Annotated in this window: 24 protein-coding genes; 4 read left to right on the top strand and 20 right to left on the bottom strand. The window is 36.9% G+C overall.

Annotated features, from left to right (window positions below):
- Positions 1–147: 147 nt before the first annotated feature.
- From aspA to rsmD, 7 genes are all read right to left on the bottom strand, one after another.
- Positions 148–1,575, bottom strand: a complete 1,428-nt coding sequence (gene aspA / locus PTQ27_RS08450) for an aspartate ammonia-lyase (RefSeq protein ID WP_273748139.1) — start codon at positions 1,573–1,575, stop codon at positions 148–150.
- A 150-nt stretch (positions 1,576–1,725) separates the two neighbouring features.
- Positions 1,726–1,995 (bottom strand): DUF1294 domain-containing protein, encoded by a 270-nt coding sequence (locus PTQ27_RS08445; RefSeq protein ID WP_273748138.1) that lies wholly within the window; start codon positions 1,993–1,995, stop codon positions 1,726–1,728.
- A gap of 119 nt (positions 1,996–2,114) precedes the next feature.
- Positions 2,115–3,152, bottom strand: coding sequence for a phosphoribosylformylglycinamidine cyclo-ligase (gene purM / locus PTQ27_RS08440; RefSeq protein WP_273748135.1), 1,038 nt, complete (start codon positions 3,150–3,152; stop codon positions 2,115–2,117).
- A 155-nt stretch (positions 3,153–3,307) separates the two neighbouring features.
- Positions 3,308–4,180 (bottom strand): SAM-dependent methyltransferase TehB, encoded by an 873-nt coding sequence (tehB, locus tag PTQ27_RS08435; protein ID WP_273748133.1) that lies wholly within the window; start codon positions 4,178–4,180, stop codon positions 3,308–3,310.
- Between the two features lie 124 nt (positions 4,181–4,304).
- Complete coding sequence (gene hpaC / locus PTQ27_RS08430; protein ID WP_273748131.1) at positions 4,305–4,817, bottom strand: 4-hydroxyphenylacetate 3-monooxygenase, reductase component; 513 nt, start codon at positions 4,815–4,817, stop codon at positions 4,305–4,307.
- A 9-nt stretch (positions 4,818–4,826) separates the two neighbouring features.
- Entirely contained in the window at positions 4,827–5,138 is a 312-nt protein-coding gene (locus PTQ27_RS08425; RefSeq protein ID WP_006252147.1) for an HI1450 family dsDNA-mimic protein, read from the bottom strand.
- A 94-nt stretch (positions 5,139–5,232) separates the two neighbouring features.
- Positions 5,233–5,823 (bottom strand): 16S rRNA (guanine(966)-N(2))-methyltransferase RsmD, encoded by a 591-nt coding sequence (gene rsmD, locus PTQ27_RS08420; protein WP_273748129.1) that lies wholly within the window; start codon positions 5,821–5,823, stop codon positions 5,233–5,235.
- Between the two features lie 78 nt (positions 5,824–5,901).
- Between rsmD and ftsY the strand changes: the two genes are divergently transcribed.
- Genes ftsY through ftsX form a run of 3 tightly spaced genes read left to right on the top strand, consistent with a single transcriptional unit; the run spans position 5,902 to position 9,076 of the window.
- Complete coding sequence (gene ftsY / locus PTQ27_RS08415; RefSeq protein ID WP_273748128.1) at positions 5,902–7,485, top strand: signal recognition particle-docking protein FtsY; 1,584 nt, start codon at positions 5,902–5,904, stop codon at positions 7,483–7,485.
- Entirely contained in the window at positions 7,478–8,131 is a 654-nt protein-coding gene (gene ftsE, locus PTQ27_RS08410; RefSeq protein ID WP_273748127.1) for a cell division ATP-binding protein FtsE, read from the top strand. The genes ftsY and ftsE overlap by 8 nt, the downstream gene beginning before the upstream one ends.
- Positions 8,132–8,140: 9 nt before the next feature.
- Complete coding sequence (gene ftsX / locus PTQ27_RS08405; protein ID WP_273748126.1) at positions 8,141–9,076, top strand: permease-like cell division protein FtsX; 936 nt, start codon at positions 8,141–8,143, stop codon at positions 9,074–9,076.
- Positions 9,077–9,160: 84 nt separating this feature from the next.
- Here ftsX and PTQ27_RS08400 read toward each other — a convergent pair whose 3' ends face one another.
- The 10 genes from PTQ27_RS08400 to PTQ27_RS08355 form a co-directional block, all read right to left on the bottom strand.
- Positions 9,161–9,841, bottom strand: coding sequence for a PM1805 family lipoprotein (locus PTQ27_RS08400; RefSeq protein WP_273771127.1), 681 nt, complete (start codon positions 9,839–9,841; stop codon positions 9,161–9,163).
- A gap of 62 nt (positions 9,842–9,903) precedes the next feature.
- Entirely contained in the window at positions 9,904–10,512 is a 609-nt protein-coding gene (locus PTQ27_RS08395; protein ID WP_273748124.1) for a PM1805 family lipoprotein, read from the bottom strand.
- Positions 10,513–10,647: 135 nt separating this feature from the next.
- Positions 10,648–11,832: an FAD-dependent monooxygenase gene (locus PTQ27_RS08390; protein WP_273748123.1), complete on the bottom strand. Its 1,185-nt coding sequence runs from the start codon at positions 11,830–11,832 to the stop codon at positions 10,648–10,650.
- 87 nt (positions 11,833–11,919) lie between these two features.
- A complete protein-coding gene (rapZ, locus tag PTQ27_RS08385; protein ID WP_273748122.1) occupies positions 11,920–12,786 on the bottom strand; it encodes an RNase adapter RapZ in 867 nt (288 codons plus the stop codon).
- A gap of 12 nt (positions 12,787–12,798) precedes the next feature.
- Positions 12,799–13,359 (bottom strand): PTS sugar transporter subunit IIA, encoded by a 561-nt coding sequence (locus PTQ27_RS08380; protein ID WP_273748121.1) that lies wholly within the window; start codon positions 13,357–13,359, stop codon positions 12,799–12,801.
- A 43-nt stretch (positions 13,360–13,402) separates the two neighbouring features.
- Positions 13,403–14,128, bottom strand: coding sequence for an LPS export ABC transporter ATP-binding protein (gene lptB / locus PTQ27_RS08375; RefSeq protein WP_273748120.1), 726 nt, complete (start codon positions 14,126–14,128; stop codon positions 13,403–13,405).
- Positions 14,129–14,139: 11 nt separating this feature from the next.
- Positions 14,140–14,646 carry a lipopolysaccharide transport periplasmic protein LptA gene (gene lptA / locus PTQ27_RS08370; RefSeq protein WP_273748119.1) on the bottom strand — a complete coding sequence of 169 codons (507 nt, stop codon included), beginning with the start codon at positions 14,644–14,646 and terminating at the stop codon, positions 14,140–14,142.
- A gap of 29 nt (positions 14,647–14,675) precedes the next feature.
- A complete protein-coding gene (lptC, locus tag PTQ27_RS08365) occupies positions 14,676–15,260 on the bottom strand; it encodes an LPS export ABC transporter periplasmic protein LptC (RefSeq protein ID WP_273748118.1) in 585 nt (194 codons plus the stop codon).
- A 166-nt stretch (positions 15,261–15,426) separates the two neighbouring features.
- Positions 15,427–16,230 carry an exodeoxyribonuclease III gene (gene xthA, locus PTQ27_RS08360; protein WP_273748117.1) on the bottom strand — a complete coding sequence of 268 codons (804 nt, stop codon included), beginning with the start codon at positions 16,228–16,230 and terminating at the stop codon, positions 15,427–15,429.
- Between the two features lie 95 nt (positions 16,231–16,325).
- Positions 16,326–17,702, bottom strand: coding sequence for a Na+/H+ antiporter family protein (locus PTQ27_RS08355; protein ID WP_273748116.1), 1,377 nt, complete (start codon positions 17,700–17,702; stop codon positions 16,326–16,328).
- A gap of 230 nt (positions 17,703–17,932) precedes the next feature.
- On the opposite strand from PTQ27_RS08355, the gene PTQ27_RS08350 reads away from it, so the two are divergent.
- Positions 17,933–19,591 (top strand): putative transporter, encoded by a 1,659-nt coding sequence (locus PTQ27_RS08350; protein WP_273748115.1) that lies wholly within the window; start codon positions 17,933–17,935, stop codon positions 19,589–19,591.
- A gap of 125 nt (positions 19,592–19,716) precedes the next feature.
- Here PTQ27_RS08350 and PTQ27_RS08345 read toward each other — a convergent pair whose 3' ends face one another.
- From PTQ27_RS08345 to ttrB, 3 genes are read right to left on the bottom strand one after another with little or no spacing between them, the layout of a single operon-like run.
- A complete protein-coding gene (locus PTQ27_RS08345) occupies positions 19,717–22,806 on the bottom strand; it encodes a tetrathionate reductase subunit A (protein WP_273748114.1) in 3,090 nt (1,029 codons plus the stop codon).
- Positions 22,796–23,839 (bottom strand): NrfD/PsrC family molybdoenzyme membrane anchor subunit, encoded by a 1,044-nt coding sequence (gene nrfD / locus PTQ27_RS08340; RefSeq protein WP_273748113.1) that lies wholly within the window; start codon positions 23,837–23,839, stop codon positions 22,796–22,798. The genes PTQ27_RS08345 and nrfD overlap by 11 nt, the downstream gene beginning before the upstream one ends.
- On the bottom strand, positions 23,840–24,565 hold the full coding sequence (gene ttrB, locus PTQ27_RS08335) for a tetrathionate reductase subunit TtrB (RefSeq protein WP_273748112.1): 726 nt from the start codon (positions 24,563–24,565) through the stop codon (positions 23,840–23,842). It abuts the gene before it with no gap.
- Positions 24,566–24,697: the final 132 nt, after the last annotated feature.

Raw genomic sequence — 24,697 nt, 5'->3', positions numbered from 1 at the left:
ATGTTTCCCTCTTTTTTATATTCAAGGTTTTATTATATCAAAATATTATAAATATTTCAATTTTAAGGTTTTTAGGAATAAAAAAGCCTGTTTTAACTCAAAGTATAACATTGATTAAAACAGGCTAGACATTTTATTTAATGAATATTATTCATCTTCAGTAAAGCGTTTAGCTTTATAAGTAGGATTCATTAAATTCTCTACAGAAAGAATATCATCAAGCTCTGCTCTAGTGAGTAATCCTTTTTCAAGTACAACATCACGCACACTTCTACCTGTTGTTGCACAGATTTTGCCGACAATATCTCCATTGTGATGCCCAATAAATGGATTTAAGTAAGTAACAATACCAATAGAGTTAAATACATAATCTTGGCAGACCTCACGATTAGCGGTAATGCCATCAATACATTTATCACGTAAGTTCACACAAGCATTTGCGAGTAAATCAATAGATTCAAACATTGCTTGCCCAATAACAGGTTCCATTACATTTAATTGTAATTGCCCTGCCTCTGCCGCAAAGGTAACAGTGGTATCGTTACCAATTACTTTAAAACAAACTTGGTTTACAACTTCAGGCACAACAGGATTTACTTTAGCCGGCATAATAGAAGAACCTGCTTGTAGCTCTGGTAAGTTAATTTCATTTAAACCAGCGCGAGGACCAGATGAAAGTAAACGTAGGTCATTACACACTTTAGATAATTTCACTGCAGTGCGTTTTAAAGCACCGTGCACCATAACATAAGCACCACAGTCAGAAGTAGCTTCAATTAAATTCTCAGATAGGGTGCAAGGAAGTTGGGTGACTTCTGATAAATATTTTACAGCAAGCTCAGAATAACCTTCAGGTGTATTTAAACCAGTACCGATTGCTGTAGCACCTAAATTGACTTCAAGGAGTATTTGCGAGATATATTTAAGGCTACGAACCTCTTCTTCTAATAGTACAGAAAATGCTTTAAATTCTTGTCCAACTGTCATTGGCACAGCATCTTGTAATTGCGTGCGTCCCATTTTTAATATATCAGCAAATTCTGTTGCTTTATTTTCAAAAGCGGTTTGTAAATACGCTATTTTTTCAATAAGTTTGGCAATGCTATTATAAACAGCAATGCGAAATCCTGTTGGGTAGGCATCATTGGTTGATTGACTAGCATTTACGTGATCCATTGGATTGACTATATCGTATTTACCTTTTTCTTCGCCTAAGATCTCTAATGCTAGGTTTGCAATGACTTCATTGGTATTCATATTAACGGAAGTGCCTGCACCGCCTTGATAAACATCAGAAGGGAATTGATCTAAACATCTGCCTTTAACAAGTACCTCATCACAAGCTTGTACAATTGCTTTAGCAATTTTTTTAGGAATTGCACCGAGTTCACCATTTGCTAAGGCGGTTGCTTTTTTAACCATTACCATACCACGTACAAATTCAGGTACGTCAGAAATAGTCACATTTGAAATATTGAAATTTTCAATAGCTCTTAATGTATGAATGCCCCAATAAGCATCGTTAGGAACTTCTCTTTCGCCTAATAAATCGTGTTCAATACGCACATTTGTCATTTTTGTCTCCTTAAACTAAATGAGGTTTATTTTCTAAGATGATAACTATTTTAAGGGATGAATAATGCGATCTAGATCAAATTTCTAAACAGAGAACTAGGATATAAATTGTACGTTCGGATAAAAAAAATTTATGATGAATTTATATGATTATAAGTACAAATAAAAGTAAGGCAAACCAATGAGCCAAGCAAAAGTAGAAAAAATCACAGCAACGTGAAAATACCAATGCTGTGTTTTATGGCGACAATATTTCATTGCTAAATAAGTACCTATAGCTCCACCTAATAAGCAAAAAGAGAGTAGTGAGACTTCAGGAATTCGCCACTCTTTTTTAATGGCTTTTTGTTTATCGCTATACATTACATAAAAAGCAATAAGGTTCATTGATACAAAATAGATAAGCCAAAATAGTTGCATTTGCATTCCTTATAAAAAATTTAACCGCTTGCAGTTATCTACAAGCGGTTGGTTAAAATATTGCTTTAGCGTAAGCAACCCGCTTTATAAATGGCGGATTTTAACATTTATTTTATAAATTAGTTAATTTCAACTTGCTCCGTGCCGTTACCGAGTTCTTCAATCTTACCGATTACCCAAGCGGTTTCGCCAGCTTCTTTTAGTATGTCTAATGCTTTTGCAACTTGCTCTACGGGAAGAGCAATTACCATACCAACACCACAGTTAAAGGTGCGGTACATTTCATAACGGCTAATGTTACCTTTTTCTTGTAGCCATTCAAATATAGCAGGCCACTGCCAGCTTGATTCACTAATGACTGCTTTTGCTGAGGCTGGTAATACTCGAGGGATATTTTCCCAGAAACCACCACCTGTTAAATGTGCAATCGCGTGAACCTCTGCTTCTTCAATTAATTTTAAAATTGATTTTACATAGATTTTTGTTGGAGCAAGTAGGTGTTCACTTAATGGTTTTTCTTCTAATAAATCTTGAGCAGGGTTTGCTCCGCTCACTTCTAACACTTTACGGATGAGTGAATAACCGTTTGAGTGTGGACCGCTTGAAGCAAGAGCGATTAAGGTATCGCCAGCTTTGACTTCTGAGCCATCAATAATTTTAGATTTCTCGACTACACCAACACAAAAACCGGCTAAGTCATAGTCGCCTGTGTGATACATTCCTGGCATTTCAGCTGTTTCACCACCAACTAATGCACAACCTGAAATTGAGCAACCATCGGCAATTCCTCTAATGACATCTTCAGCAACATCAACATCTAATTTACCTGTTGCATAGTAGTCTAAGAAGAAGAGTGGTTCCGCACCTTGTACAACTAAGTCATTTACACACATTGCAACTAGATCTTGACCGATAGTATCGTGTTTATTGAGATCAATCGCCAAACGGAGTTTTGTGCCAACGCCATCTGTGCCAGAAACTAAAATAGGCTCTTTATATTTAGTAGGCAGTGCACATAAAGCACCAAATCCTCCTAAACCACCCATTACTTCAGGGCGACGAGTCCGCTTTACATCGTTTTTGATTCGTTCGACTAATTCATTACCAGCGTGAATATCAACGCCTGCATCTTTGTAACTAAGTTGTGTGTTGCTCACTTTAACCTCAACAGTAAATTAATAAAAGGCGGTGGCATTATAACAAATAAGCAAACGTTTGCGTAGTCTCTTTTAGAGAAAAAAAGAGCAAACCCAAATGTTGAAGTTTTAGGATTTGCTACTTATTTGTAAAAAATAATTGTTTTACGACCGCTTTAAGCAATTTTTTTAGCAAGCATTGTAGCAAAACGTAATTGGATACGGTTGCCGTTTTCATCTGTTTTATGCAGATGACCTAGATCTTCATTATATTTTACTAATTCCCAATCTTTGTAGTAATTAGCAAGTTCGCCTTCAGCAAAGGTAAAAGAAAACGGCATTGGGCAAGGGTAATCATCAGTACTCATTGCACACACAATTAAGTTATATCCGCCTACTTTAGTATTTTTCTGCATATTTTCAATAATAGCCGGAATACGTTCACGATTTAAGAACATCATCACAACGGTGGAAATAATCAGATCGTATTCACTATTTTCATTGCCGATATTGGCATTGTTAATATCATAAACACCTGCAGTGATATTTTGAGCTTGTTCTTTTTCGATCATATAGTTTAAGAAATCAATGCTTTCTACATTATGATCAACTGCCGTTACATCAAAACCTAATAAATTTAAATAAAGTGAATTACGCCCACGTCCACACCCCAAATCTAAGGCTTTTCCACCTTTAATATAATTCACTGCATTCAGTACTTCGGAATGGGTGGCAGTTAGGTTATATTTTTTCGCAAAGTAATCTTCAGGTTTGCAATAAAAAGCGAGTTGGCATTCTAAATCATCAGAGAGAGCTTCAACTTTGTGCCATAATTGCGGTTCTACCATTGGGCGTTGATTGTTAGCATCAAAAATATCCGCTTTGATAACTTCGCCATCTTCAGTTAATTCATAATATTTGAGAGATCCTTTTAAAATAGTCAGTTTTGCCCAGGTGCCAACTTTGGTATTGTGTTTTTCTTGGAACATTTGTGGCAAAGTGTCTTTTGTCCACACCGGCATTTGTTTATAGCAAATTAAGTTTTCCATTTTAGTTTCCCTTTTGTGATGAAGTATAAAACAGTAAAATTTTACCACTCTTTAAATTGCAGGCAATAAAAATCCGACTAAAAAAGTCGGATTTAATCAAATTTACCTCAAATTTATTAGGTGTTTAGGCAATCGTTACTTGTTTAAACTGACGGCCAAAATAAACTAAGCTATGATTTGGTGCTACATCAATATGACTTAATTGCACGATAAAAATGGTATGAGTGCCAACAGAATGCATATCTACAATATTGCCTTGTAATGCAGAAATAGCACCTTGTAAAACAGGCTGTTTATCAAAGCCATTATTCCAAATATTCCATTCAAAGCGTTCTTCCATTGTGCTATTTAGCATAGCCGCAAAATGTTTTGCTAGTTCTTCTTGTTCGTGGCTTAGTACATTAATACAGACTTTACCATTTTGTTTGATAATATCGTGTACGTGGCTATTTTTGTTAATACAAAATAAAAGGGTTGCAGGGGTATCTGTTACAGAGGTTACAGAAGAAACGGTTAATCCCGCTTTTCCTGCTAGACCATTGGTGGTAACAATACTGACAGCCGAAGATAAGTGTGCCATTGCTTCACGAAATTGTGCTGCAAATTCCGTTATTTTTGTAGTGTCGAGATGAGACATATTTTCCTTTTATTCTTTCCAAACCACGTGATATTCACGATTTTCTTCATCGTGTGAGATTAAAAAGCGAGCGAACACATCGTCCATTTCATCTTGTTCATTGACTAAACCAACCCAAACCTCCGCAAAAGCGTCTGGATCGATTAATGTACCGATTTCCTGATCCCAATCTTCAGAGGTTTCCACCATTTCAACGGCTCCACGCTCTTCAAATTGAAGATTGAACAGTAAAATATCAGCAGGATCTAAGTTTTCGCCAGCCATTTCTAAGAAAATATCGTAAGCAATATCAATAGCTTCATCTGGGGTTAGTTTTTTCATCGTTTTATTCTAATTAAATTGTTATAAAAATGTTAGATTGATAAGGTTTATTGTATGCTTTTTAGTTATAAAAAACAAAAGTATTATCACTTAATTAGCACTGTATTAATCGGCTGGTCACCATTCCTGCATTTTTCTCTTTTAAAATTTGCCATCCTTCAGGTAGTTGCAATGGCGGATGATTTTTCTCTGTTTCCACATAGAGAATGGCATTTTCTGCTAGCCAATTATTTTCGGCTAATAGCTTTAAAACCTGAGGAATAAAGCCCAGATTAAACGGCGGATCGATAAACACAATATCAAATGGCTCACCGCTATTTTTTTGTGCAAGATAATTAAGTGTGTCGGTATGGATAACAGAGCCATTGTCTGATTTTAAGCTTTGTAAGTTTTGCTTTAACTGCTTAGCCGCATTTGCAAACTTTTCTAAAAAAACAACCGCTTGTGCTTGGCGAGAGAGTGCCTCAATCCCTAATGAACCGCTGCCAGCAAAACAGTCTAGGCAACGTGAATGAGCAATATCATTCATCAACCAGTTAAACAGGGTTTCTTTTACTCTATCGGTCGTTGGTCTTAAACCTTCGGCATTAAGCACCGGGAGCTTTCTTCCTCGCCAAAGCCCCGCAATAATTCGTACTTCGCCCATTTGATGAGCGGATTGTGTAGAATTTCGATTTTTTTTCATACTAACTAAAGGAAAATAAAGGATTATTTGATAAACTATATCAGTTTAGTCTATTTTCACGATAAATGAGAGAAAAATATGTCAGAAAAGAAAAAAGGTTTTTGGTCTTGGTTAGGCTTTGGTAAGAAAGAAGAATCGCAACCAGAGTCGGTTGTTCAAGAAGAAAAGCAGATTCCATCGCAAGAGCTTGAACCATCATTAACGGAAAAATTTGAAGATAAAGTAGAGCAGTTAGACGAGCAGGCTGAGCAAAAATCGGAACAATTTGAAGAATATTTGGAAGATAAATCAGAACAACTTGAAGAGTATTTAGAAAATAAAGAAGATGAAATAGAGCAGTTTGCAGAACAAGCTGAAGATAAATTCGAGCAAGCAATAGAAGATGCTAAAGAGTTTATTGAAGAGAAAGTTGAGAATGTAAAAGAGTTTTTTGATGATATAGAAGAAAAAATAGAGCAGGCTTTTGAAGAAGAAAAGCAAGAGAGTGTCTCTATTACTAATCTTGCTGAAAATTTAGAAGAGAATGCTGAGCAAGCGGTTGAAAATTTACAAAATTTTGCAAATGAACAATTAGATCTTAATGAGCAAGAAAAAATTGCAAATCAAATTGAAGAAGCAATCGAAGCCGAGCCAGTTGAAGAACTATATTCTGAGGCAGTAGATGATTCATCTCAATCTCAAACAGATGAACAAGAGACTATTGAAGATGAATATCAAGAAAAACCAAGCCAAGGTGGATTTTTCAGTCGTTTAATTCAAGGGTTAATTAAGACTAAACAAAATATAGGCTCAGGCTTTCGCAATTTCTTTAGCGGCAAAAAAATTGATGATGAATTATTTGAGGAGTTAGAAGAGCAACTTTTAGTAGCTGACTTAGGTATGCCAACCACTCAAAAAATCATTAATAATTTAACACAGCACGCAACCAAACAGCAGCTAAAAGATGCTGATTTACTCTATCAACAATTAAAAATTGAGTTAGGCGAAGTATTAAAACCAATTGCTCAACCGCTTGTGCTTGAGCAGAAAGTGCCTTATGTGATTTTAATGGTTGGGGTAAACGGTGTTGGAAAAACCACCACTATTGGTAAGTTAGCACGTAAATTCCAAAATGAAGGTAAATCTGTAATGTTAGCCGCTGGCGATACCTTCCGTGCAGCAGCAGTAGAGCAGTTGCAGGTTTGGGGTGAACGTAATAATATCCCGGTAGTTGCTCAATCGACGGGGTCAGATTCTGCTTCTGTTATTTTTGATGCAATGCAATCGGCTGCAGCGAAAGGAATTGATGTTTTAATTGCCGATACCGCAGGGCGTTTGCAAAATAAAAATAACTTAATGGATGAGCTGAAAAAAATTGTGCGTGTAATGAAAAAATATGATGAAACTGCACCGCACGAAATTATGCTAACCCTTGATGCAGGCACAGGACAAAACGCAATTAGCCAAGCTAAATTATTTAATGAAGCCGTTGGTTTAACAGGTATTACTTTAACCAAGTTAGATGGTACTGCAAAAGGTGGTGTGATCTTTGCTATTGCTGATCAATTTAATATTCCAATCCGTTTTATCGGGGTGGGAGAAAAAATAGAAGATTTACGTCCGTTTAATGCGGAAGAGTTTATTGAGGCCTTATTTAGCCACGAGGATGAAAATAATGATTAAATTCACCAATGTGAACAAGGTTTATAAAGGTGGAAAGCCAGCTTTACAAGGGATTGACTTTCACTTGCCCGTTGGCGGAATGGCATATATTACGGGCCACTCAGGAGCTGGGAAAAGTACATTATTAAAGTTGATAATGGGAATAGAGCGAGCTAACGGCGGGCAAATTTTATTTAATGGGCACGATATTACTCGTCTTGCACCACACGAATTACCTTTTTTACGCCGACAAATCGGTATGGTGCATCAAAATTACCGATTATTAACCGATAGAACGATTTTAGATAATGTGGCATTACCACTTATTATTTTAGGAATGAATCAGTCGATTGTAGAGCGTGAAGCTCGTATCGCCCTAGAACGTGTTGGGTTAGCTGATAAAGCAAATTACCTTCCATTACACCTTTCTGGTGGCGAACAACAACGTGTTGATATTGCTCGAGCGATTATTCATCGCCCTATTTTATTATTGGCTGATGAGCCTACGGGTAACTTAGATGAAAAATTATCTTTTGAAATTTTCCGTTTATTTGAAGAGTTCAATAATGCCGGTACAACGGTGTTAATTGCGACCCACGACACCAATATTATTTCAAAACGTCCAAAGCCGTGTTTAGTATTAGAACAAGGGCATCTGAAATTTTAAGGAAAAATTATGATTCGTTCATTTGCAAAATTGGGTGCTCAAACTAGTTATTCATTACGGGCTGTTTGGCAAGACTTAATGCAACGTAAATTAGGAACTTTTTTTACTGTATTAGTGATAGCAGTCTCTTTAACGATTCCCGCTATAAGTTATTTACTTTGGAAAAATACTCGTGAGGCGGCGACACAATTTTACCCTGAGCCACAACTTACTGTTTATTTGCATAAAAATTTAGCCGAACACGATGTCAATACAGTCGTTGATCGTATTCGTGCTTATGAGGCAGATAAAATGGAATCTTTCAATTATATTTCTCGCCAACAAAGTTTAGAAGAGTTTCGTTCTTGGACAGGTTTTGCGGAAGCTTTAGATATTTTAGATGATAATCCATTGCCAGCGGTAGTCACACTGAAACCAAAAGCAAATTTTAATAATACTGAAGCGATGATAACATTTCGTAATGGCTTGCAACAAATTAAAGGAGTACAGGAAGTTCGCCTAGATAATGGTTGGTTAGAGAAATTGACCGCACTAACTTGGTTAATCGGACGTGTTGCGATTGTATGTACAATATTAATGTTGTTGGCTGTATTTTTAGTGATTGGTAATAGTGTACGCACAGACGTAGCAAATAGTAAGGCTGCGATTGAAGTCCAACAAATTTTAGGGGCAACTGATCACTTTATTGCTAGACCGTTTCTTTATACCGGTATGATTTATGGCTTCTTTGGGGGCTTATTAGCCGTCCTTTTTAGTGCAGTAACAATTAGCTATTTTACAGGTATTGTGAAATATGTAACGGATCTCTTTACTGTTAAGTTTGAGCTACATAGCTTAGATTTTAGCGAGGCTCTTTTCTTGGTGGTAATGTGCGTATTTATTGGTTGGTTATCTGCAAAACTAGCGACAATGCGTAATATTTTTAGTATCGGAAGCCGATATTAATTATTGAGCAAGCGGTTGTTTTTTCAAAATTTATTGTAATAAACCCAGCTAAAATCAGCTGGGTTTTCTTTTTATTTTATATCATTATTGCTGAGCTGGAGCTGGAGCTGGAGCTGGAGCTGGAGCTGGAGCTGGAGCTGGAGCTGGAGCTGGAGCTGGAGCTGGAGCTGGAGCTGGAGCTGGAGCTGGAGCTGGAGCTGGAGCTGGAGCTGGAGCATATTTTGCTCTTAATTTATTTTCTAACTGCTGCCCTTCTTCTGCTAATTGATTTAGTTTAGTTTGTAATTCACCAAATGCTTTATGAGCTTCAGGAGTAGGATTTTTTTCCATATTTGCTCCCTCAACAATCATTTGAGCCCCTAAAGTAAGCACTTCAAGAGTTTTGTCTTTTAATGCTTTAACTTCTGCGTGTTCAATATTTAATGATTCAGCACTATTTTTAATAGCTTCAATTTGATCTAATAAGGCTTTATTGACAGTTTCTTGCATTAATGAGGCATCGGTTCTCTGTTTTTCCGTCAAGTTATCTGTTGCATTTTTTATTGCATCGTTTAATGCTTTTTCTTGAGTGTCTTGCCATTTAGCGAGTGTTTTGTAATCTTGTTCGCCAGTATCAGCAGGTTTGGTTTCTTCTCTAGATACAGAGGCACTTGTTTGAGTTGAGGCAGTATTCGATTCTGTTGATGATTGTGATGAGGCTTTATCACAAGCTGTTAAAGAGAGTGCTAATAATGCTGATAAGCTAATTTTTGTAAGAGTATTCATATTAATCCTTAGTGTTAAAAAAAGCTAGAGCGAGGGCTCTAGCTTTTAAACTTAATGCTAAATTAGTTAGCCATAAATCTTTGTTGTAAATCGGCTTGAAGTTTTTGTAACTCTGTACCTGATTCAATTAACTCTTGTGTTTTTTGTTGTAATGATTGCTTAATAGCTTCATCATCTGGAGATGAAATTGCTTTAACTTGATCTGCAATTAATGAACCAGATAAAGCAAGAACATCTTTGGTTTTTTCTTTAAATGTTTTTACTTGTTCGTCAGAAACATTGATTGTTTCTAAACTTTTTATCACTTCATCTACTTTTTTCGTAAATTGGCTTAATCCTTCTTGCATTTGTTTAGGATCTTGGCTTGCTAATTTTTGTTGTAATTCAGCTTGAGAAGAGGCTAATGCTTGCTCTTGTTCTGCATTCCAAGCAACAATTTTTTGGAAATCTGCCATTGCTTCAGCACTAGGTACTTCTACTGCTGGCTTCGCTTCTGTTGTAGCTGGTGCTTGTGCTTCAGCGGGTTTAGTTTCTGTTGCAGCAGGAGCTTGAGTTTGCGTTTCTGCAGCTTTAGTTTCTGTTGCTGAAGGTGCTTTTTCTGCCGGTTTATCACAAGCTGCTAAGAATAAAGCAACTAATGCTGTTGCACTGATTTTAGTTAATTTGTTCATTAAAAAATCCTTAAAAGAAATAAAATAAAAACCCATATTGGGATTAGGAACATTGTACCAAGAAATAGACCAAGAGTGTTGGTATTAGTTCCTAAAGTCGGGAATCTTTACGTTACTTCAGGGTAATTTACATAACTATACATTAACTGCTTGTTTAATGAGCAATTTTTTTACAAAAGGTAGTTGATTCGTTAGTGTTAATCCTACACCTCTAAAGAGTTTTTTTATCGGATTATTCCCATCAAAAAGTTGTTTTAATCCTTCCATAGCAGCTAATAATTTTACGGCTTCGGCTTTACGTTCTCGTTCAAATTGACGTAAATGGCGGTATTCTCCAATATCATTACCATTTTTTATATGCTGTTGAATTTCTGAGGCTAATGTAATGGCATCGGCAAAACCTAAATTTACCCCGAGTCCAGCAAGAGGGTGAATAGTGTGAGCTGCATCGCCAATTAAGGCAATTCTAGGCTGTGCAAAATTACGGGCATAGCGTGCAGTAAGCGGGTAAATTTCTCTAAAACTTTGCAATTCACATATGCCTAGTCTGTTATCAAATGCGATAGTTAGGGCTTTGTTAAACTCTTGTTCACTACAGTTTTTCAATCTATTTGCTTTAGCTGGGGGGAGCGACCATACAATAGAACAAAGGTGTTCATCTTTTAATGGTAAGAAGGCTAAAATACTATCTTCTGAAAAAATTTGGCGAGCTGTTTGGTTATGCTTTTCAGTCGTTTTTACATTGCAAACTAATGCCGTGTGTTGATAATCTCGGCTTGTAAGAGGGATTTGGCTTTGACTACGAACCCAAGAGTTGGCACCATCTGCCCCGACTACTAATTTGGTGGAAATCATTTCACCATTATCGAGTGTTAGAAATGCACCATTTTCACTCACACCCAAATTTTGTGGTGTTGCCACAATATATTCTACGTTTGATTGGCTGGCGACCTGTTGCCAAAGAGAGTGTTGAATAACGGCATTTTCTAAAATAAACCCAAGTTGAGAAAGCCCTAACTGTTTAATTTCAGCATCATTATTATTGAAATGAATATTAGCAAAACTGTCTTTTTCCCATACAAACATCTCAGAATACGGGGCAAGGCGATCTGCAGGAATAAGTTGAAATGCTCCGATCTTCTCTAACATTTTCTGGCTAGTCGCATTAATTGCACTAACTCGGTGAAAAATCGTATTTTGATCAAATGAAGGCGGATGTTTTTCAATAATTTTAATTTTGCACGGTGTATCTTTTAGTAGCCCTGCAAGAGCAAGCCCTACCATACCACCACCAACAACAACAATGTCTGCAGATTTCATAAGCGTTATTTCAATAATTGATATAAGCGGTTATTTTTGAGCCATAATTTACAAACTTTTAACTAAATTTCACCGCTTGTAGAATAATTAATCCGTTGATTTTTTATGATGTCTTTCTAAACTTTTATGACGAATTTGTACATTTTTTCCTTTATCTTGGAAATATTTCGCCAGCTGTTCTGCTACAAAGACTGAACGATGTTTCCCACCGGTACAACCTATGGCGATAGTTAAATAACTGCGGTTATTCTGTTCTAGCATTGGTAACCACATTTCTAAATAATTACGAGTTTGATAGACAAAATTATGTACTTCAGTTTGACGTTCTAAGAAATCTATTACTGGTTGTTCAAGCCCGGTCATCGGACGTAATTCTGGGTTCCAGTGCGGATTAGGTAAGAAACGAACATCAAAAACGTAATCTGCATCAGCAGGTAAGCCATATTTAAAGCCGAATGATTCAAAAATAATTTTGAGATCTTTATCACTCGAACCTTGAAGTAAATGACGTAATTTTTCTGCTAACTCGTGCGATGAAATATTACTGGTATCAATAATATAATCTGCATTTTGTAGCAAAGGTTCTAATAGGTGTTGTTCCAGATCGATAGCACTTTCTAGTGAGAGATCATCTTGGGTTGAAAGAGGATGAAGACGACGAGAATCGCTATAACGACGGATAAGTGTGTTTCGCTCACAATCTAAAAAGATTAATTTAGTATTTAAAGGCATTAGCTGAGCAAGCAATTCATCCATCGCATTTGGTGTATTGGGTAAATTACGGATATCTAAGCTAATTACCGCAGAGCGATTCTCTTTTGTTAAGTATTCAGTTAATGTAGGAATTAAAGGAAGAGGTATATTATCAACACAATAATAACCGGCATCCTCTAATGCTCTTAATGCGACAGATTTTCCTGAACCGGAACGTCCGCTTATAATAATCAGTTCCATAACGCTTTAACCTTAATCTTCATTTTCATTTGGGGTTACTCGATGATTATCAGCATACAGTAAAATTTGCCAAATATCTTCAGCAGATTCTGCTGCTCGGAGCTGTTTTAATAATACTTTATCTGCTAAGTGTTGAGCAATTTGTGGCAGGCTATTTTTATATTGCTCGCAACAGTTTTCTGGAAACATAATTGCGTAGATTAAATCTACATCTTTGTTGTCTTGAGAATCGTAATCTATAGCTTCTTCAAGTTGTAAGAATACAGCAACAGGCTTATCTAATACAAAATTTTCATTTGTAGGCAACTTAGCGTGAGGAAGAGCAATGCCTTGATTTAGTCCTGTAGAACCAAGCTTTTCACGTTTAAATAAATTAGTAAAACACTCAATAGGGCAGAGAGGTTCATCAGCTTCATTCTGGGGGCTTTGCTCATCATTAAGGACATTAACTACTTTGCTGTTGATATATTGTGCAATAATTTTGCCAACAGATTCTAATGCTCTTTTCTTACTTGAAACAACAACCCCTTGACGAATATTTTCAGGGCTTAAAAATTCAGTTAATTTTGTCATAATATGTCATCTAAAGATGAAATCCCCTAAGAAGGGGATTAGTTTATAGTTTAAATTGATCACCAAGGTAAACACGTTTTACATCAGGATTATCAAGCACTTGCTGTGGTGTACCGCTTGCTATCATTTCGCCACTACCAACAATGTAAGCTCGCTCACATACATCAAGCGTTTCTCTTACGTTATGATCGGTAATTAATACACCTAAGCCTCGTTCTTTTAAGTTTACGATGATTTTTTTAATATCAATAACTGAAATAGGATCAACACCGGCAAAAGGTTCATCTAATAAGATGAATTTAGGATTTGCAGCAAGTGCACGAGCAATTTCAACACGGCGACGTTCACCACCTGAAAGCGATTGCCCTAAGCTATTTCGAATATGCTCAATATGAAATTCTGAAATTAATTCTTCAGCACGAGCCTTGCGTTGCTGGTTATTTATATCTTTACGTACTTGCAATACAGACATTAAATTATCATATACGCTTAGACGGCGGAAAATAGACGCTTCTTGTGGCAGATAACCAATACCTTGTTTTGCTCTATCGTGCATAGGCAAGGTACTAATATCTTCATCATCAATACGAATTTTACCTTGATCGTGGCGAACTAACCCTACAACCATATAGAACGTAGTCGTTTTACCTGCACCGTTAGGGCCTAGTAAGCCAACAATCTCTCCAGAGCTAACATTTAAACTCACATCTTTTACAACTTTGCGTTGTTTATAACTTTTTGCTAAATGTTCTGCATAAAGCACGGACATATTATTTAACCTTATTTTTTCTTATTATCTTGAAGCTCATTAGGAATTAGCACGGTTCTTACTCGTGATTTCCCACCGCTTGTAGCTCTAAGTTGCTGTTTTTTTACATCATAGGTAATTTTATTGGCTTTAATAAAGCTACCTTGTTGTTTTAATTCAGCATTGCCGGTTAGGATAAGGAATTCAGTGTTTAAATCATAATGCACATTACTGCCTTTACCATTTACGGGCTTACCATTATCTAATGTTTGCTGGAATGTAACAGGAGAACCAGTTGCTTCAATCGTTTCCTTTTTTCCCTCTTGACGAGTAATTTTTACATTAGCCGCTGTTACTTTTATTGAACCTTGTGTGATAACAACATTATCACTAAAAGTGACTACATTGCTTGTCATATCAAGGGATTGGCTACCGGAATCAATATTAATTGGCTGATCTGTATCGCCTTTTAGTGCATAAGCAGAAAAGCTACTACCTAATAAAATTGTTACTAAGATAGGTTTGAATAGTAATTTCATTATCTTTCCTTATTGAAAAATCGAATAAGTTATTCTTGAGTTTGTCTAATAATCGTAGGTTCAATATACGATTTCACATCTTTTTGTAAAGTTGCAACCTGTTGTTTTAGATTGCCTTTTAACCCTACCCCTGTTGTAGTAAAGCCAGAACCTACAGATTTGACCACACTTTCAGTAAAAATATCTTGCGTATTTAAATCAACAGTTAATTTATCTGTTGTAATTTGCTGTAAACGAGAAGTTGGATCTAATGCTTCTAACTTAACATTTCCATCTAAATTTAAAATTTTATCTTTGGTAATTTCAGCGTAATCGGCACTGACTTTCCATTGTTTTAATGTGGAATCCTTGGCAAAAAGCTCAATAAACGGCTTTAAAAACTCTGTTCGCTCAGTCGATTCAAAGCGTTTAATTTCATCAGCTTGTGCAAAATATTGTGGTTTTCCTTGTAAATCATATACAGATGTGGACATTTTATTACCCACATATTCAGGCTCGCCTTCTTTTTTTATCAGTTGATCAAGCCCATTATTGTCTTTTTCCTGCAAGCTGTAATACCAGCCACCTAGGATAGCAACAATCAGTAATAAAACTAAAGTTAAACGTGTATTCATAATATAAATATAACCTAAAAACAGTAAGCGATTGTAGCACAAATTTAGAGATGGATATAGTTAGAGAGCAGATGAGGCAAGAAAGTGCAAAATTTTTATAAAAAATAACCGCTTGTAATTGCCATAAGCTTTGCAAGCGGTTGAAAAAGAATGTTTTTTTGCAATTTTATTTAAATGTTGCCCAAACAGGAGAGTGGTCGGATGGTTTTTCCATTGCTCGAATTTCTAAGTCAATGCCAGTTTCTACACAACGATCTGCAAGCATTTGAGATGCCAAAATCAAATCAATACGTAAGCCACGGTTATCATCAAAACCTTTTGAGCGGTAATCAAACCACGAAAATTTATCACTTACTTCTGGGTTTGCTGCACGGAAGGTATCAACTAAACCATAGCCGTGTAAACGTTCTAGCCATTCACGTTCTTCTGGCAAGAATGAGCATTTGCCATCACGCAACCAGCGTTTGCGGTTTGGCTCGCCAATACCAATGTCTAAATCTGTTGGGCTAATGTTCATATCGCCCATAATCACTATCGGATTTTCAGGTTTTAATTCCGTTTCTAAATAATGTTGTAAATCAGCATAAAACTTCTGTTTGGCTGGGAATTTTGTTTCGTGGCTACGGTTTTCACCTTGAGGAAAATAACCATTTAACACCGTTAAAACACCAAATTCCGTTTCAATATCTGCCATAATCATACGTTTTTGAGCATCAATATCATCAGTTGGGAACCCTTTACGTACCGCTAAAGGTTGTTTTTTAGTAAGTAAGGCAACACCGTAGTGTCCTTTTTGACCGTGATGAAAAACGTGGTAGCCTAAATGATTTACTAGATTATGTGGAAAATCTTCATCTGCAACTTTGATTTCTTGCAAGCCAATAACATCTGGTTGATGTTTTTCAATAATAGCTTCAAGCTGATGTGGGCGAGCTCGTAGTCCATTAATATTAAAAGAGATAAATTTCATTTTTGATCCTATCAATTAAAATTTGCAAAAGATAAATGAAAATAGACCGCTTATTACAAGCGGCCTGTTTTTCATAAAATTTTACTTATTATAACTTAAAGTGTCATTGCTGCAATCCACCCAAATACAAGAAGTGGAATATTAAAGTGAAGGAATGTTGGTACAACGGAATCCCAAATATGGTCGTGTTTGCCATCAGCATTTAAACCCGATGTTGGGCCCAGTGTTGAGTCTGAGGCTGGAGAGCCTGCATCACCAAGTGCTGCAGCAACACCTACAATCGCCATTGTGGCAAGCGGAGAGAAGCCAAAAGCCATACAAAGAGGTACATAAATTGAAGTAATAATTGGCACGGTTGAGAATGATGAACCGATCCCCATTGTAATAAATAACCCCACGACTAACATTAATAGAGCAGCCATTTCTTTTGAGTCAATAATATCACGCAAGCTTTCAACTAAGGCTGGTACACCGCCGGTTGAATTTACCACACCAGCAAACCCTGAGGCCGCAATCATTACGAAACCGATCATTGCCATTAAGCGTAAACCTGCAGAGAACACATCGTTGCTTTCTTTTAGTTTAAATACACCACCTAAAGCAAAAATAATTAAACCCACTAGGCCACCAATAATGGTTGAATTAGTCGCTAATTGAACTGAGCAAGTTGCCAGAATAGCAATAATACTAATGCCAATATGAAACGGTTTAACTTTAGTCACACGGGCTTCTACATCATCAGCAGTCGGTTCAGGTTTGTCTTCTATATAAACACGAGGTTTACGGTATGAAACAAAGAAAGCAAATAATAGGCCGATAATCATACCTGAAACAGGAATTAACATTGCTTTTGTCATTTCTGCTGTTGTGGTCACTAATTGGAACGGTTCGCCAGCCTGATTAATATTTTTGACCAAAATACTTTCAATGAAGATTTGACCGAAACCAGCCGGAATTAACATATAAGTTGCGGTTAAACCAAAAGTTAAAGCACAAGCCACTGCACGACGGTCAATTTGTAGCTTATTCATCACACTTAATAGTGGTGGAATTAAGATCGGAATAAATGCAATATGAATTGGGATTAAGTTTTGTGATGACATAGCAAAGGCAACCAACACAAATAAAACAATATATTTAAACCAAAGTACAGAACGACCTGAAGGGCTATGACCAAAAGATTTAATCACTTTATAAGCTAATAAATCAGTAACACCTGATTTTGAAAGAGCAACGGCAAAAGCACCAAGAACGGCATAGTTCATCGCAGTTTCAGCACCACCGCCTAACCCACCGGTAAAACTTTTAATTGTTTTGCTTAGGGCATCGGCAAAAGTAACCCCCTCAACCCCTAAATTGCCGATAATACCGCAAGTTAATGCAGAAATAATAAGTGCGATTACCACGTTAATTCTGAGTAAACTCAAAACCAACAAGACGATAATCGAAATAACGACTTCATTTGATAACATTGTGTTTGCTTCCTTAAGTAATATAAAACATCATTTAATTTACTAAAAAAAAAATAGTTGTCGAGAATTATTTTTGAAATTCGGGAACTTTTTTAAATATTTGCTTTGGAGTAATAAATGGAGCATTACTATCAATATTTTATTTTTTTGATATAGATCGCATTTTTAATTTTTAGGATTTGCTAAAATTAGCTACCGTTTTTGAGGTATTTTATAAAAGAGAGGCTGTAATGAGCGAAATTGCACTTACTGTCAGTTTATTATCTTTAGTGGCAGTGTTAGGTCTTTGGATAGGTCATATCAAAATAAGGGGGGTTGGCCTAGGTATTGGTGGGGTATTATTTGGGGGCTTGTTTGTTTCCCATTTTATGGGGCAATTTGATGTTAAACTTGATGCCCACACCCTTCATTTTATTCAAGAGTTTGGTTTAATTCTTTTTGTATATTCCATTGGTATTCAAGTAGGGCCAGGCTTTTTTTCCTCTCTTAAACACTCAGGGCTAAAACTTAATGGCTTTGCAGTCTTAATTGTCTTATTAAGTGGTTTGCTGGTTGTTGTTATCCATAAAGTTTTTGATGTGCCTTTACCCGTTATTTTAGGGATTTTCTCTGGAGCCGTGACCAATACCCCTTCTTTAGGGGCAGGGCAACAGGTATTATCTGAACTAGGTAGTGCCAACGCAACAGAAATAATGGGGATGAGTTATGCGATTGCTTATCCGTTCGGTATTATTGGCATTTTACTTGCAATGTGGCTTATTCGTATTCTGTTAAAAATTAATATAGATAAAGAAGCAAAGGTGTTTAACCAAGAACAAAAACAAGGAAAAGATCAACTAAATACCTTAAATGTACGAATTACCAATCCGAATATTAATGGTTTAACATTAAATAAACTTCCTGATTTTGATTTGCACGAGGTCTCTTATTCTCGATTAAAACGGGGGGAAGAACTTTCTATTCCAAGAGTTGAAACAGTATTGCAAACAGGAGATATTCTGCATTTAGTGGGAGAAGAAACCGCATTACGTAAAATGCAGATTATTTTAGGTGAAGTTGCAGATGTCTCCGTTTCCACCAAAGGCACTATTTACCGTTCGGAACGGGCTGTGGTAACGAATGAAAAGGTATTTGGCAAACAAATTCGCCAACTTATGCTAAAAGGTAAATATGATGTCGTGATTTCTCGCCTAAACCGTGCCGGGGTAGAGCTAGTACCAACAGGCGATATGACCTTACAATTTGGGGACGTTCTCAACTTAGTTGGACGCCAAGCCGATATTGAAATGGTGATGAGCATCATCGGTAATGCACAATCTAAATTACAACAAGTTCAAATGTTGCCTATCTTTATTGGTATTGGATTAGGTGTATTGCTAGGTTCTATACCGATTTACTTACCAGGTTTCCCAGTTGCCCTAAAATTAGGGTTAGCCGGAGGGCCATTAGTTGTTGCTTTAATTCTTGCCAGAATTGGTAGTATTCGTAAACTCTACTGGTTTATGCCACCTAGTGCAAACCTGGCTTTACGTGAAATTGGTATTGTTCTGTTCTTAGCGGTTGTCGGTTTAAAATCGGGCGGACATTTCCTTGAAACCTTGCTCAGTAGTGAGGGAATGGAATGGATACTTTTTGGTGCCATAATTACCTTCGTTCCATTGATTATTACAGGGCTAATTGCCAGACTTTATGGCAATATGAATTATTTAAGCCTCTGCGGATTGCTTGCCGGCTCAATGACGGATCCCCCAGCACTAGCCTTTGCCAATGAGATCAAAGAAGGAAATGGTGCAGCCGCACTCTCTTACGCCACCGTTTACCCACTTGTAATGTTCTTAAGGATTATGCTACCGCAGATACTAGCAATAATGCTTTGGGTTGCTGGGTAAATAACCAGATAAACTACGTTGAGAAAAAGATAATTATAAAAGTGGCGGATATCTCAATCCGCCATTTTTATGTTTACAGGATTATTCACAGTGAATAAGCAATAAATGTTATTCCTAGCTTAGAATCATATCTTTTCCACCTTTGCAGGAATTCCTTGACGCACAGATGAACCGCATACCCAATCAAACCAAGGTGTTTTAATTTGTTTTGTTGGGTCGAGGATACCTAAGTCATTAATGTTAATCCCTTTTGTAATCATTGGGTTATTAGCGATTTCTATATCATCAATAGTATAAGCCGTTGCTCCAAGTTGTTTATGGCCATAACCATGCTCAATAGCAATAGTGCCACGAGAAAGCCCATCGATTACCATTATTTGTACAGTAATACTATTAGATGGGGTACTAAGTTTCACTATATCACCATGTGTAATGCCTAGTTCTATAGCATCTTGTCGATGCATTGCAACTATTCCTTCTGGTTTAATTGTAAGTAAACGCAAAGATGCATGAACACTACTGATAAGATTAGATTTAAAAGAAATTAGTTTAAATCTCCATTCGGAATTAGGATAGTGTTGTTCCAAAGTGGAGCCATCAGCAAATCTTGGCTCCATATAAATTGGGCAACCCCAATATTTTTTACCATTACTATGATGACGAGCTTTAGCAACAGTTTCATTCCAAACTTGTAGGCAGTTTTTCCACTGAAATGCCAGGTTATCTTCTTTCCACGCACTTTCATAAGGTGAAAAACGACCACCTTTACAGTAGATATTGGCAGCTTTTAAAACTTCTTCTGCTTTTAAGGTCTGTTCTAATTGTGGCATTATTCGTTGCACTCCTGTTAATAATAAATCCTGTGAGCTTGCATCAGCCACAGCTTTTTTACCAACAAACGCAATATTTGCCGCAGCCCGTAAGAAGTAGTCTTCACTACGATTTAACGGATAACTATTTCCTTCTAAATCGCTAATAGCCTTATCACCAAAGCCGGGCAATTCCATTTTTTTGGCTACAGCGATGATAAAACTTTCCATACAGATTGTATCACCTTCATTTGTTTTAGCATTTTTAGATGGAATAATTGGATGGCGAGCGGTACTAGCTTTGGTTGGTACGCCTCCCCAAGGTGTTGAGAACCCCCAACTTTCAAAATTATGCGTGTCTGGCACAATATAATCAGCCAATGCGGTTGTTTCATTCATAAATGCATCAACAGCAATAAATAGGGGGAGGATTTTAGGGTCTTTAAGCTTTTCCAATGCAATGAGGTTCATTGCTGTTAAACCATATACAGGGTTAGTCATATGGCTAATCCAAGCCTTAGTGAAATATGGATAACCTTGCACCATAGACGTTATCATTTCTGTTGTTTGCCCACCACTAAAAGGATACCAAGCTCCTTTAGCCGGATATGGATTTTCACCTTTTGCTACTTTTTGTTTATATTCGCTAGAATTCTCATAGGCTTTTTTGCTTCGTGCTAAATTTGTGCCTTTAGGTTTTACTTGGTTAGGGAAATTAGCTAGATCGTAGCGTGGGCCATCGCCAAAATCTTTAAATTTACCGGCATTTACTGACATTCCTCCTTTTTTATTCATATTGCCTATCAAGACATTTAGCATAAAAATAGCCCAACTGGTATAAAAGCCGGTACTGTGCATTGTGCCACCGTGAGTCGTCGCGTTTGCCTTATGCCCATGAGAAGTAAATTCTTTTGCTAAATTTTCTATAATTTGCACAGGTACGCCACAAATTTTGCTGTATTCAGCAAGGTTTTTTTGTTGGGCTGATTCTTTTAATAGAGATAATGAGGATTTTACTTTTACTGCTGAACCATCTAATAGTGTTGCAATTTCATCAACAAAAATGACCGCTTGTTCGCAATCTTTTGCAGCAATTAATTGGCCTGTTTTAGCATCTTTTACCACAATAATATTTTCTTCTACTTTATTCTCAGGATCGATATCTATATTTTGGATATCGTTAATACGTAGGGCTTGGCCAAACATTGGATGGTTTGGCTCACTAATTATTAAATGAGATGCATTGCAATAACTAACTCCTCCTGCTTTTAGCATAGCTGCAGGGCTAGGGCGAGAAAGATAATTCTGATTAAATCGATCATTTTCTATAATCCAGCGTATCATTCCCATAACCAAGGCAAGATCGCCCTCAGGTTTAATCGGCACCCAATGATTGTTCTTTGTTGCAAGTGTAGAAGTCATTTCTAACCGAGGAGCAATAACGACATAACTGAAATTATCATCAACTCGGCGTTTAGCTAGTTGACGTGCCATACGTTTAAATGGATTACCTGCTTGAGCTGATGAAGTACCTATAAATAAAATAAATTCCGCATTGTCCCAGTCTGGTTTGGCATGAGTATTGCCGTTAAAGTCTTTCATGATTGCTCCAGATCCGTTACGGAAGGAGGCTCCACAATAAGCACCATGATTAGAAAAATTAATAGAGCCGAAGCTTTTTTGAGTAAAACGTTGTAATAAAGGCTGACGGCCTTCAGGGCCAGCAAAGGTAACCAATAATTGGTTTGATTTTGGCCCTAGGTCAGGTTGTTGCGGATCAATTGGGTCTTTCAGATTTCGGATTGCTTTTAATCCTTCTACTTCACCTTCACCAAACAGATTACCGCCATTAACTACCTCATCAACTAATTGCTCAAAACTAATGGTTTTCCATTTGCCTTCCCCTCGTTTTCCTATCCGTTTTAATGGCTGAGTAATACGATAAGGGCTATTTATGCCATCTAAAAATGCAGCACCTCTAGCGCAGGCAGTCGAGCGATTTTCTAATCCGTTTTCACCACCAAGTAATACTTCCGCTTTCGAAATAGGGGTATTAAATGATAAGGTTTTATCGCTAGATAATGGGTGGTATGGATTACCTGAAATACGAATTACTTGATTTGTTTTTAAATCAACCCTTGCACGAATACCACATTGTGTCCAACAGCCCATACATTGGGTATGGCAAACAACTTGGTCCGGATTACTAATAAGCTGACCATCTTTTATTTGATATTCTGGGGTTAAAGAATTACCGTGAATTGGGTCAGCTGTTTTTTCTCCTGAAGTTCCATATATTGCACCTTGAGTTATTTTATTTATTTTAGGAGAATAGCCCGTAACGAAAGCAGCGGCACCACCAATAGCTAATCCACCTTTTAATAGATTTCGTCTTTTATTGTCCATTTTTATTCCCTCCTAAAATCATTAACACCCCTTGCCATACGATAATACTCACAAAAATAGCTAATCCAAATATGGCAATGCTGCCTAATCCCCCATCGGTATCAAACCAGTCAAAATGATAAGGATTTTGCATTACATTGGTTTTATCTATAGTTTGTGCTTGTATGATAAGCACCCATCGCACTAACCAGCTAAAACTAAGTATTGCGATAAGTTGTAAATAGTTAAATTTTGTTAAAAAACTGAAAATCAATGCTACTAACCAGAATCCAATCATTAAATATGCAGTAATACTGCCATTAAATAGTTGAGCAAAATCTATCTGAGTTTGTTCATTACTGAAATTGAGAGCAAGAAGCGAAATTGCACTAAAAATAAGGGCAGCTTTTATTGCTATATTTAGCCAATTTTCTGTACTGGATACCTCAGATTGGTATTGATAAAGAATATGCTTCAACCATTTTGTTAGCCCTAATGCGGCAACCCAAGCAGAAAATAACATAACGGGAAGTAACCAAGCATTATGCCACAATGCTCTTGTACCAGTTTGGTAGGTTTCAAGCACAGTATAGATGATAATACCTACTGCAGTGATTGCAGAAAATAACCGGAAAAACCAAAGCAAAGTGTTTTTTTGAAATAAAGGATAATGAAGCCAAGTTAACCATTTTGCTTGGTTAGGTTTTGCATTTCGAGCCAACAGCAAAATAAAGTGACCAGCTATGGCAATGCTAAATAATGGTAGGATAATTGCTCCCCAAGCCATAGGTGACCACCAAGCAAAGTCGGTATAAAAATGTAAAATTCGGCTTGGTTGATGTAAATCGGCAGTTAATGCCACAGGTGCGACAATTGAGCAAATAAAAGCAATAGTCATTGCCGATAATTCACCTATTGAAGGTTGTTTCGATTTTGTGGCAAAAAATATGGCAGTAAAAACAGCTGTTGCCGCTATTCCGACAAAGAAGAAATAATTTACTATCCATGGTAACCATACGATATGTTGTGGCTCAACTAAAATTTCGTTTATCATTTACGCCTCCCCACTCCAAAGCATTGCTTGACCATCAATTTTGCTAACAAATGCATCATCTAAGCCCAGATAAAAAACATATGGCACAGTTCCTGCTTCTGGTTTTAACACTTTTAAGTCTGCCTGATGTTGTTTATATAATTGGGATATTTGGCTTTGTGGATCATTTAAATCACCAATTATTCTGGCACCTCCGACACAACTTTCCACACAAGCTGGTAATAACCCAACTTCTAATCTATGAGCGCAGAATGTACACTTATCGGCAGTTTGTGTTTCTGAATTAATAAACCGAGCATCGTACGGGCAGGCTTGTACACAATAACCACAGCCGATACATTGTTCATTATTGATCACGACCACACCATCTTTTCGCTGGAATGTCGCTTGTACTGGGCAAACAGGTACACAAGGTGGTTGGTCGCAATGGTTGCATAAACGTGGCAATACAACATTATTTGCTACTTGTGAACCATTAGTAATTTCATATTGACGCACAGTAGTGCGAAAACTATGCAATGGTGTTGCATTTTCCACTGAACAACTAACCGTACAAGCTTGGCAACCAATGCAACGACGTAAATCAATCAACATTGCATAGCGTTTGTTTTCATCTCCTTCACGGCGAGCAGGCATAAAAGCTTGTGCTGATTGCAAAGGCACAAAACTTGCTCCTACAGTGAGGGCCGATATTTCTTTTAAAAATAAGCGTTTGCCAATATCCATTTTTCCCCCATAATGATTTAACTAGCAGTCAATTAATTTTAATTACCTAAAAAGGATTAGTGATATTGTGGTTTTCCACATATTGAGAATAAATTTGATTAAAATCAAAGAAAGAAAACAACAAGCGGTCAA

This window comes from Mannheimia cairinae (genome assembly GCF_028649535.1).
In the GTDB taxonomy this organism is placed as follows: Bacteria; Pseudomonadota; Gammaproteobacteria; order Enterobacterales; family Pasteurellaceae; genus Mannheimia; species Mannheimia cairinae.
Note: the sequence above shows the minus strand (reverse complement) of the source record. Positions and strands in the feature narration are given on the sequence as shown.

What these genes read in the sequence shown, in the direction of transcription:
- ftsE (WP_273748127.1), top strand. Translation starts at nt 7,478, where the DNA reads ATGATTAAATTCACCAATGTGAACAAGGTTTATAAAGGTGGAAAGCCA.
- tehB (WP_273748133.1), bottom strand. Translation starts at nt 4,180, where the DNA reads ATGGAAAACTTAATTTGCTATAAACAAATGCCGGTGTGGACAAAAGAC.
- PTQ27_RS08445 (WP_273748138.1), bottom strand. Translation starts at nt 1,995, where the DNA reads ATGCAACTATTTTGGCTTATCTATTTTGTATCAATGAACCTTATTGCT.
- ftsY (WP_273748128.1), top strand. Translation starts at nt 5,902, where the DNA reads ATGTCAGAAAAGAAAAAAGGTTTTTGGTCTTGGTTAGGCTTTGGTAAG.
- nrfD (WP_273748113.1), bottom strand. Translation starts at nt 23,839, where the DNA reads ATGATAAACGAAATTTTAGTTGAGCCACAACATATCGTATGGTTACCA.
- xthA (WP_273748117.1), bottom strand. Translation starts at nt 16,230, where the DNA reads ATGAAATTTATCTCTTTTAATATTAATGGACTACGAGCTCGCCCACAT.
- ftsX (WP_273748126.1), top strand. Translation starts at nt 8,141, where the DNA reads ATGATTCGTTCATTTGCAAAATTGGGTGCTCAAACTAGTTATTCATTA.
- ttrB (WP_273748112.1), bottom strand. Translation starts at nt 24,565, where the DNA reads ATGGATATTGGCAAACGCTTATTTTTAAAAGAAATATCGGCCCTCACT.
- lptB (WP_273748120.1), bottom strand. Translation starts at nt 14,128, where the DNA reads ATGTCCGTGCTTTATGCAGAACATTTAGCAAAAAGTTATAAACAACGC.
- PTQ27_RS08380 (WP_273748121.1), bottom strand. Translation starts at nt 13,359, where the DNA reads ATGACAAAATTAACTGAATTTTTAAGCCCTGAAAATATTCGTCAAGGG.
- PTQ27_RS08425 (WP_006252147.1), bottom strand. Translation starts at nt 5,138, where the DNA reads ATGAAAAAACTAACCCCAGATGAAGCTATTGATATTGCTTACGATATT.
- rsmD (WP_273748129.1), bottom strand. Translation starts at nt 5,823, where the DNA reads ATGAAAAAAAATCGAAATTCTACACAATCCGCTCATCAAATGGGCGAA.
- rapZ (WP_273748122.1), bottom strand. Translation starts at nt 12,786, where the DNA reads ATGGAACTGATTATTATAAGCGGACGTTCCGGTTCAGGAAAATCTGTC.
- PTQ27_RS08390 (WP_273748123.1), bottom strand. Translation starts at nt 11,832, where the DNA reads ATGAAATCTGCAGACATTGTTGTTGTTGGTGGTGGTATGGTAGGGCTT.
- PTQ27_RS08350 (WP_273748115.1), top strand. Translation starts at nt 17,933, where the DNA reads ATGAGCGAAATTGCACTTACTGTCAGTTTATTATCTTTAGTGGCAGTG.
- hpaC (WP_273748131.1), bottom strand. Translation starts at nt 4,817, where the DNA reads ATGTCTCATCTCGACACTACAAAAATAACGGAATTTGCAGCACAATTT.
- PTQ27_RS08355 (WP_273748116.1), bottom strand. Translation starts at nt 17,702, where the DNA reads ATGTTATCAAATGAAGTCGTTATTTCGATTATCGTCTTGTTGGTTTTG.
- aspA (WP_273748139.1), bottom strand. Translation starts at nt 1,575, where the DNA reads ATGACAAATGTGCGTATTGAACACGATTTATTAGGCGAAAGAGAAGTT.
- PTQ27_RS08400 (WP_273771127.1), bottom strand. Translation starts at nt 9,841, where the DNA reads ATGAATACTCTTACAAAAATTAGCTTATCAGCATTATTAGCACTCTCT.
- PTQ27_RS08395 (WP_273748124.1), bottom strand. Translation starts at nt 10,512, where the DNA reads ATGAACAAATTAACTAAAATCAGTGCAACAGCATTAGTTGCTTTATTC.
- PTQ27_RS08345 (WP_273748114.1), bottom strand. Translation starts at nt 22,806, where the DNA reads ATGGACAATAAAAGACGAAATCTATTAAAAGGTGGATTAGCTATTGGT.
- lptC (WP_273748118.1), bottom strand. Translation starts at nt 15,260, where the DNA reads ATGAATACACGTTTAACTTTAGTTTTATTACTGATTGTTGCTATCCTA.
- lptA (WP_273748119.1), bottom strand. Translation starts at nt 14,646, where the DNA reads ATGAAATTACTATTCAAACCTATCTTAGTAACAATTTTATTAGGTAGT.